Annotated in this window: 9 protein-coding genes and 1 pseudogene; 9 read left to right on the forward strand and 1 reads right to left on the reverse strand. The window is 63.5% G+C overall.

The genetic code is table 11. The annotated features are described in order from the left end of the window. Positions 1–126: 126 nt before the first annotated feature. Genes BXA07_RS05875 through BXA07_RS05890 form a run of 4 tightly spaced genes read left to right on the forward strand, consistent with a single transcriptional unit; the run spans position 127 to position 2,879 of the window. Positions 127–1,704 (forward strand): sensor histidine kinase, encoded by a 1,578-nt coding sequence (locus BXA07_RS05875; RefSeq protein ID WP_076566437.1) that lies wholly within the window; start codon positions 127–129, stop codon positions 1,702–1,704. Between the two features lie 14 nt (positions 1,705–1,718). Continuing rightward, positions 1,719–2,288: a DUF1697 domain-containing protein gene (locus BXA07_RS05880; RefSeq protein WP_076566439.1), complete on the forward strand. Its 570-nt coding sequence runs from the start codon at positions 1,719–1,721 to the stop codon at positions 2,286–2,288. Positions 2,289–2,298: 10 nt separating this feature from the next. Then, positions 2,299–2,703 carry a DUF3224 domain-containing protein gene (locus BXA07_RS05885; protein ID WP_076566441.1) on the forward strand — a complete coding sequence of 135 codons (405 nt, stop codon included), beginning with the start codon at positions 2,299–2,301 and terminating at the stop codon, positions 2,701–2,703. Beyond that, complete coding sequence (locus tag BXA07_RS05890; RefSeq protein ID WP_076566443.1) at positions 2,700–2,879, forward strand: hypothetical protein; 180 nt, start codon at positions 2,700–2,702, stop codon at positions 2,877–2,879. The genes BXA07_RS05885 and BXA07_RS05890 overlap by 4 nt, the downstream gene beginning before the upstream one ends. A gap of 71 nt (positions 2,880–2,950) precedes the next feature. Here the strand turns inward: BXA07_RS05890 and BXA07_RS05895 are convergent, their stop codons facing one another. After that, on the reverse strand, positions 2,951–3,349 hold the full coding sequence (locus BXA07_RS05895) for a PEP-CTERM sorting domain-containing protein (RefSeq protein WP_139335442.1): 399 nt from the start codon (positions 3,347–3,349) through the stop codon (positions 2,951–2,953). 333 nt (positions 3,350–3,682) lie between these two features. Between BXA07_RS05895 and BXA07_RS05900 the strand changes: the two genes are divergently transcribed. From BXA07_RS05900 to BXA07_RS29990, 5 genes and pseudogenes are all read left to right on the forward strand, one after another. Then, positions 3,683–4,036, forward strand: coding sequence for an ArsR/SmtB family transcription factor (locus BXA07_RS05900; RefSeq protein WP_070310209.1), 354 nt, complete (start codon positions 3,683–3,685; stop codon positions 4,034–4,036). Between the two features lie 7 nt (positions 4,037–4,043). Further along, positions 4,044–4,469, forward strand: a complete 426-nt coding sequence (locus tag BXA07_RS05905; RefSeq protein ID WP_076566447.1) for a YeeE/YedE family protein — start codon at positions 4,044–4,046, stop codon at positions 4,467–4,469. 8 nt (positions 4,470–4,477) lie between these two features. After that, complete coding sequence (locus tag BXA07_RS05910; RefSeq protein WP_076566449.1) at positions 4,478–4,909, forward strand: YeeE/YedE family protein; 432 nt, start codon at positions 4,478–4,480, stop codon at positions 4,907–4,909. 43 nt (positions 4,910–4,952) lie between these two features. After that, positions 4,953–5,828, forward strand: a complete 876-nt coding sequence (locus BXA07_RS05915; protein WP_076566451.1) for a ChaN family lipoprotein — start codon at positions 4,953–4,955, stop codon at positions 5,826–5,828. Between the two features lie 68 nt (positions 5,829–5,896). Continuing rightward, a pseudogene (locus BXA07_RS29990) lies at positions 5,897–6,000 on the forward strand (IS1595 family transposase); the annotation flags it as partial.

Genomic DNA, 6,000 nt, shown 5'->3' on the forward strand with positions numbered 1-6,000 from the left:
AAATCGGGGATGCTGTAAATCTTGCCAATAAGCATGTCATACCGTACATTTGATTCAGGCCGTTGCATTGCTGCCTTCTCTGCGCCCGCGCCGCGGGCCGGCGGCCGGTCCCGGGAGCGTTGATTGATGGTGAGTATCCAAGTCCGGCTGACTTTGCTTTTTGTCGTGATCGTCACTTTGGTGCTGGGCATTTCCGGCAGCTATACCCAATATACATTGAGCCAGGAACTGGAATCGGGCAGCGCGCGCCTGCGCAGCGGCGTGCTGACGCGCCTGCAGACGAGCCTGCCTTCGGCCCTGTGGGACCTCGATAAATCCAAGGTCGACAGCATCGTCGCGGCCGAAATGCTGCCGCCGGAACTGGTCGGCATCCGCGTCTACGATGCTTCCGTTGGCCTGTTCGCGGGGGAGGTGCGCGACGCCTCCGGCACCCTGGTGCCGCTCGAAGCGGACGTGGCCATGGGCGGCACGCCCGTCGAGGCGCCGCTCGTGTTCCGTGACGCCGTGGCGGCCGCTACCGGCGGCAAGCCCGTGATCGTGGGCAAGGTCATCGTCAATTTCAGCCGCGAACAGATCGATGCGGCCCTGCGCAGCGAAGTGCGGCGCAAGGTGGTGGAAGTTTTGCTGCTTGACATCATTCTCGTGGGTGCGCTGGCGCTGAGCCTGCGCATCGTCTTTGACCCGCTGAAACAGTTGCGCGACGGTTTGTTCGACCTGGCCACGCGCGGCAGCGACGACGTCGAAGAGTTGCCGGAAAACCGCCGCGATGAACTGGGTGACGTGATCCGTGGCTTCAACGCCGTGCAGCGCAAGCTCAAGTCCATCATCGCCGGCATCCGTCAGGCGGAAGACGTGGCGCGCCGCTCGCAGCAGGAGACGGCGCAGGCGATGGACGACTTGCGCCGCACGCAGGAGTCGCTGCTGCAATCGGAACGGCTGGCTTCGCTGGGCAGTCTGGTGGCCGGCGTCGCGCATGAAATCAATACCCCGGTCGGCATTGCGCTGACCAGCGCCTCGGTGCTGAAGGAAGCCACGGACGCCATCAGCGCGGCCGTGGCGGGCGGCGCCGTGAAGAAAACCGACATCGTGCGCTACCTGGAGACGGCCGGCGAGAGTGCGCGGCTGATCATGAACAATGCCTACCGCGCTGCACACCTGATCCACAGCTTCAAGCAGATCGCCGTCGACCAGGTCAGCGAGGCGCGCCGGCTGTTCGAATTGCGCGATTATATTGGCGAAGTGATTTCCAGCCTGCAGCCTACCCTGAAAAAGACGCGCATCGCCATCGACATCGATTGCCCGCCGGACATCATGCTCGATAGCTACCCTGGCGCCCTGGCGCAGGTGCTGACCAACCTGGTGCTCAACTGCGTCGAGCACGCCTTCGACGCGGATACGGCCGGCAACATCCATATCGGCGTGCGCTGCGACCGCGACTGGATTGAAATGCAGGTGCGCGACAATGGCCGCGGCATCGCGCCGGACATGCTCGACCGCGTATTCGACCCATTCGTCACCACGCGCCGGGGCCAGGGCGGCACGGGACTGGGCCTCAATATCGTATTCAACTTGATTGCCAAGCAGTTTGGCGGCACCATCACGGTCAGCAGCACGCTGGGGCAGGGCGCGACGTTCCTGTTGCGCCTGCCCCGCGTGACGCCGCTGCCGGATGGCGCCCTCGTTGCGCCTGCCGGCCAGGCATAGGCGAGGAGAAAACCATGGCAAACGTAGCAAACACACAGCAAGTGGCGTTCTTGCGTGGCATCAATGTCGGCCGCGCCAAGCGCGTGGCCATGGCCGACCTGCGCAAGCTGCTGGGCGACCTGGGTTTTGCGGAGGTTCGCACCGTACTCAACAGTGGCAATGTGGTGTTTGACGCGGGCCAGGTAGCGCCGGCCGAGGCCGCAGTCCGTATCGAGGAAGCCCTGGTGCTCAAGCTGGGCGTGGCGGCGCGCGTGACGGTGCTGTCGGCCGCCCAGTTTGCCGAGCTGATCGCGCAAAATACGCTGGCGCCGGCGGCCGATGCGGCCCGTCTGCTGGCGCTGGTGCTGAACAATCCGGCCGATGTCCAGCGACTGGTGCCGTTGCTGCAGCAATCCTGGCAGCCGGAAGCGCTGGCCCTGGGACAATGGGCGGCGTATGCCTGGTGTCCCGACGGCGTGCTGGCCAGCAAGGTGCTGGCGGCCCTGGGTGCCATGCTGGGCGATGGCGTCACGTCGCGCAACTGGGCCACCATGCATAAATTAAAATTGTTGCTGGATGGGCCAGAGGGAGCCGCAAACGCATGAGCAAGGAGGAATGATGCCGCAAATTACAGGGGAATTCGCAGTCACCATGGCGCCCGAAAGCCTGTCGGTCATGACCGCGCAGTCGGGACTGGGTCGCATGTCGCTCGACAAGCGCTACCGCGGCGCGCTCGAGGCCAGCGCGCAGGGCGAGATGCTCAGCGTGCGCGCCGGCGTGGCCGGCTCAGCCGGCTATGTGGCGCTGGAGCGCGTCGAGGGCACGCTCGATGGCCGCCAGGGCAGCTTTTATCTGCAGCATAGCGGCAGCATGGCGCGCGGCACGCCCAGCCTGTCGCTCACCGTGGTGCCCGACACGGGCACGGGCCAGCTGCAGGGCTTGCATGGCAGCATGGCCATCCGCATCGAAGGCGGCAAGCATTATTATGATTTCACCTACGACATTGCTGAGGAGCCATGAACTGGGACATCGTCAAGGGCGTGCTGATCGTGCTCGTCGCCATCAGCGTCGTGATGACTGCCTTCGTGCTGATTTCTGCATCCGGCCCCGACAAGGCGGCCTGCATCGCGCGCGCGCTGAAGGCGCGTATGCCAGTGGGCAATATTGAACGGGTTTGCCGCCTGACGGAAAAGTAAGCAGTAAAAAAAATTCCGCACGAGGCGGAATTTTTTCAGCAGGGCAAGGGCAGGGCGCCGCTGGGAAGGCATTACCCGTCGAATTTTTCCTGTTTTTCACCATGCACGCTCAATGCCAGCAAGCCCAGGCCGACCAGCAACATCGAATACATGCTCGCTTCCGGCACGGCTGCCGGTACGTTGTTCTGTTGCGCGGGAACTGATGCGCCAGCCTTGGCAGGCGCCAAGGTGGCATGGCGCGCGTTGCTCCAAGGCGGAGTGGCTTGCGCGGGGCTGGTATCGGCCAGCAGGCGCGTGTACGGCACGTCCGGTGTTTCCCAGCCTGGGTTGTTGTTCAGGCTGATGCTTTCGTCGATCGCAAGGTGTGCGTCCGCGTCTGGCAGCTTCTCCGTCTCGCTCACTGCCGCCGTACTCCATGCACTGGCCGACAGCGCCAGCATGGCCACGCATAGCGGCTGAAATATCTTCATCTTGATCTCCGTGTGTTCACCGTGTGGCGCCGCCGAAACCGGCTGGCGCATGGACGGACAATTCGCCTGTACGGGGGCGTATTCTGATTTTTCTGATGACTTCTTATTACAGCACAAACGATGGCAATTTTGGTATGTATATTTGCTATTAATTACGAATATTTGTCATTTTGATAGTGCGGGCGCTATCGCTGCCGAGCGCTTCGCATGAGTACGCTATCGCGGCGAAAACACTGTTGTTTTTTTGTGCGAATCGCCAGCAAGAAAACAATATATTGATTAGTATATTGTTTATCGCATGATGATGCATAACCCAGCCTGTGGGAGGGCCAGATGGAGACAGTCGCAACACAACACGCCGAATACAACCTCGACGCCATGCGCGGATCGGCCTACAAGGCCAGCTCGCTGCTCAAGGCCATGGGCAATGCCGACCGTTTGATGCTGCTATGCCAGCTATCGCAGGGCGAGCATTGCGTCAGCGACCTGGAGCAAAAAGTGGGCATCGGCCAGCCGACCCTGTCGCAGCAACTGGGCGTGCTGCGCGAAGAAATGCTGGTGGCCACGCGGCGCGATGGCAAGCAGATCTATTACCGTGTTGCCAGCGCGCCCGTGCTGGCCGTGCTGCAAGTGCTGTACGCGCAATTTTGCGCGCCGCGCCCCCCGTTCAACGACGAAGCCGACTGAGATTGCCATGACGATTGCGTGGGAATACTTTACGCCGTTCGCCTCGCTGGCCGGCGGCATGCTGATCGGCCTGGCGGCTGCGCTATTGATCTTGTTCAATGGCCGCATCGCCGGCATCAGCGGCATACTTGGCGGCTTGCTGCGCCCGCACCAGGGTGACCTGGGCTGGCGCATCGCCTTTCTTGCCGGCCTGGTCGGCACGCCCCTGCTGTACCAGCTGTGGCAAGCCTTGCCGGCCGTGCAAGTCGACGCGGGCACCCCGGCGCTGATCGTGGCGGGCTTGCTGGTGGGCCTGGGCGTGCGCTATGGCGCCGGCTGCACCAGCGGCCACGGCGTGTGTGGCCTGTCGCGCCTGTCTCCCCGTTCGCTGGCTGCCACCATCGCCTTCATGGCGGCCGGTTTCCTCACCGTGTATCTGTTGCGCCATCTGTGAGCAAGCTTATGAGCAAGCTGATCTTTTCCCTGTTGAGCGGCCTCGTCTTTGGACTGGGCCTGATTGTCTCCGGCATGAGCAATCCGGCCAAGGTGCTCGGTTTTCTCGACCTGGCCGGCGCCTGGGACCCGTCGCTGGCGCTGGTGATGGGCGGTGCCATCGGCGTGGCCATGCCCGCGTTCTGGCTGGCGCGCCGGCGCACCAGGTCGCTGCTGGGCGACCCCATGCAATTGCCTGCGACGCGCCGCATCGACCGGCGTTTGCTGCTGGGTAGCCTGGCCTTTGGCGCGGGCTGGGGTATCGCCGGTTTTTGTCCCGGTCCCGCCCTCGTGTCGTTGCTGGCGGGACAGCCGAAGGCGTGGATTTTTGTGCTTGCCATGCTGGCTGGCATGGCCGTCTTTGAAGTGCTGGAGCGCCGCAAGGCACCCGCGCCGGCCTGAGACGGTACAATCTGGCGCATCGCCACTCTGGATACCCGTTGACATGAAGACCGTGATTTTCCGCGCCGGCGCGCGCGCCGCCCTGCTGTGCGGCGTGCTGGCGCTGGCCGCCTGCGGCAGCTTGCTGAAGAAGCAAGCGCCGCCCCCTCCCGCGCCCGTGGCCGACACCTTGCCCAACCCGCAAGTGCTGCTGCTCGGTGAAGTGCATGACAATGCGCAAGGCCATCGCCTGCGCGTCGCGGAATTGCAGCGCCGCCTGGCGGCCGGCTGGCGTCCCGTGATCGTCATGGAGCAGTTCGACCGCGAAAACCAGGCCTTGCTGACGCGCGCCGCGCGCGATTGCGCCGACCCCGACTGCATCATCCGCGTGATGGAACAGCCGCGCTGGGACTGGAGCTTGTACCGGCCCGTGCTGGACCTCGTCATCAGCTACCAGTTGACCTTGATTGCAGGCAACCTGTCGCCGGCCGATGCCTCGCGCATCGTGCGCGACGGTATCCAGTGGTCCATGCCGCCCGCCATGGTCGCCACGTATCTGGCCGCGCCCGTGCCGGCCGACATCGTGGAAGGGCAAAAAAAGGAGGTCCAGGCGGCCCGCTGCAATATGCTGCCCGACATGATGATCAACGGTGTCGTCAATGCCCAGGTGGCGCGCGATATCTGGATGGCCAAGCTGATCCGCGACCAGGCGCCGCGCGACGTGGTGCTGATCGCCGGCAATGACCATGTGCGCAAGGATCTCGGCGTGCCCCGCTGGCTGAAACTGGCCGACCCGCAATTGAATGTGCGCAGCATCGGCTACCTGGAGCAGGGTGTCGCCGGCTACCAGGGGACGTTTGATCTGACGCAAACGATGCCTGCGCAGCCGCGCCCGGATCCGTGCGCGAAGTTTAAAAAAGGCTCTGTCTCCGTTAAATAGGGGATTTCCAGGAATCTTGCTCTGCCCCGGCTGTCTGACTGTCTATATCAGACAAACAGGAGCCTTCCATGCAGCATGCCAAATGGATCCGTTTTATCGCGCAGTTTGCCCAGCTGAGCCGCCGCCAGCGGCAGGCAGGGATCGCCCTGCTGCGTGGCAACACGCCACACGA

It is taken from the genome of Janthinobacterium sp. TND4EL3 (assembly GCF_900156175.1).
Classification (GTDB): Bacteria; Pseudomonadota; Gammaproteobacteria; order Burkholderiales; family Burkholderiaceae_D; genus Janthinobacterium.

Excerpts from the sequence above, each read along its gene's own strand:
- BXA07_RS05875 (WP_076566437.1), top strand. The coding sequence starts at position 127 with ATGGTGAGTATCCAAGTCCGGCTGACTTTGCTTTTTGTCGTGATCGTC.
- BXA07_RS05880 (WP_076566439.1), top strand. The coding sequence starts at position 1,719 with ATGGCAAACGTAGCAAACACACAGCAAGTGGCGTTCTTGCGTGGCATC.
- BXA07_RS05885 (WP_076566441.1), top strand. The coding sequence starts at position 2,299 with ATGATGCCGCAAATTACAGGGGAATTCGCAGTCACCATGGCGCCCGAA.
- BXA07_RS05890 (WP_076566443.1), top strand. The coding sequence starts at position 2,700 with ATGAACTGGGACATCGTCAAGGGCGTGCTGATCGTGCTCGTCGCCATC.
- BXA07_RS05895 (WP_139335442.1), bottom strand. The coding sequence starts at position 3,349 with ATGAAGATATTTCAGCCGCTATGCGTGGCCATGCTGGCGCTGTCGGCC.
- BXA07_RS05900 (WP_070310209.1), top strand. The coding sequence starts at position 3,683 with ATGGAGACAGTCGCAACACAACACGCCGAATACAACCTCGACGCCATG.
- BXA07_RS05905 (WP_076566447.1), top strand. The coding sequence starts at position 4,044 with ATGACGATTGCGTGGGAATACTTTACGCCGTTCGCCTCGCTGGCCGGC.
- BXA07_RS05910 (WP_076566449.1), top strand. The coding sequence starts at position 4,478 with ATGAGCAAGCTGATCTTTTCCCTGTTGAGCGGCCTCGTCTTTGGACTG.
- BXA07_RS05915 (WP_076566451.1), top strand. The coding sequence starts at position 4,953 with ATGAAGACCGTGATTTTCCGCGCCGGCGCGCGCGCCGCCCTGCTGTGC.